The organism is Microbispora sp. NPDC049633 (assembly GCF_040675265.1).
GTDB classification, from domain to species: domain Bacteria; phylum Actinomycetota; class Actinomycetes; order Streptosporangiales; family Streptosporangiaceae; genus Microbispora; species Microbispora maris.
The window spans coordinates 1-1,221 of sequence record NZ_JBFAOO010000428.1; the positions used below are offsets into that span (position 1 = coordinate 1).

A 1,221-nucleotide genomic window follows, 5' to 3' on the forward strand; every position below is an offset into this window, starting at 1 on the left:
CCGCCACCCGCGCCGAGGCCGCCTCCGTGGCCGAGGGCGGTTTCGCCGCGCACGCGTCGGTCAACCGCACGTGCGAGATCGGCATGAGCCGCGCCACCGGCGAGACCTACCACCACCTGCTGGAGCTGCTCGACCAGGTCACCGGTGGGGACGCGCGGACCCCCGGCTCTGCGGTAACTTGACCCTCCATGGGGGGATATATCACCATTAGCCACCTCCGCTGAGGGGCTCCGACGAGTGGACTCCGGTGCGCCTGACCCCCCTCGGAACGGGACCGGCTGCTGATCTTCACCACGGCCGAGCTGGCCCGCGCCCGCCGCGCCCGAGGCCTGCGGCTGAACGTCCCCGAGGCGACCGCGATCATCGCCGACACGGTCTGCGAGGCGGCCCCGGCAGGCGGCTGGCCGAGGCGATCCGGGCCGCCCGGGAGGTGCTCGGCCCCGGCGACGTGCTGCCGGGGGTGCCCGACGTCGTCACCGAGGTGCAGGTGGAGGCCGTCTTCGACGACGGCACCCGGCTCGCGGTGGTCACCGACCCCTTCGGCGGCGGATCTCTCGGCGACGACGCTCCCGGAGCGGTCGTGCTCGGGCCCGGCGACGGCTACGACCCGCCCGCCGCCTCCGTACGGCTGCGGGTGCGCAACACCGCGCCCGTGCCGATCTCGGTGACCTCGCACTTCCACTTCTTCGAGGTCAACCCGCGCCTGGCGTTCGGCCGGGCCGCGGCGTACGGCACGCGCCTGGCCGTACCCGCCGGGTCGTCCGTACGCTTCGACCCGGGAACGACCCGGGAGGTCGAGCCGGCGCCGATCGGCGGCGCCCGCGTGGCGATCGGGTTCGCGGGGCTGGTCGACGGCCCGCTGGACGCGCCCGGCGCCAGGGAGGCCGCCCTCGCGAAGGCCCGGGCGTGCGGCTACCTGACGGAGACGCCGTGAGCGACCGGGGACGGGGATACGTGGCCGCGCACGGCCCGCGGGCGGGCGACCGCGTCCGGCTCGGCGACTCCGGTCTCGTGGTCGAGGTCGAGGGCGACGCGCAGCGGCCCGGCGAGGAGTTCCTCGCGGGCTTCGGCAAGACGGCCCGCGACGGCCTGCACCTCAAGGCCGCGCCGGTCCGCGAGACCTGCGACGTGGTGATCAGCAACGTCGTCGTCATCGACGCGGTGCTGGGCGTGCGCAAGGTGTCGATCGGCATCCGCGCCGGGCGGATCGCGGCGGTGGGC

At 75.5% G+C, this 1,221-nt stretch carries 1 protein-coding gene and 3 pseudogenes; all 4 read left to right on the forward strand.

All coding sequences use genetic code 11. From position 1 onward, the window contains the following. Positions 1-182: hypothetical protein (locus tag AB0J39_RS39625; RefSeq protein ID WP_363474370.1), on the forward strand; the 182-nt coding region annotated here is incomplete at its 5' end. Between the two features lie 120 nt (positions 183-302). Beyond that, positions 303-478 (forward strand): annotated as a pseudogene (locus AB0J39_RS39630) (urease subunit gamma); the annotation flags it as partial. Positions 479-580: 102 nt separating this feature from the next. Further along, positions 581-865: pseudogene (locus AB0J39_RS39635) on the forward strand (urease subunit beta); the annotation flags it as partial. A 65-nt stretch (positions 866-930) separates the two neighbouring features. After that, positions 931-1,221 (forward strand): annotated as a pseudogene (locus tag AB0J39_RS39640) (urease subunit alpha); the annotation flags it as partial.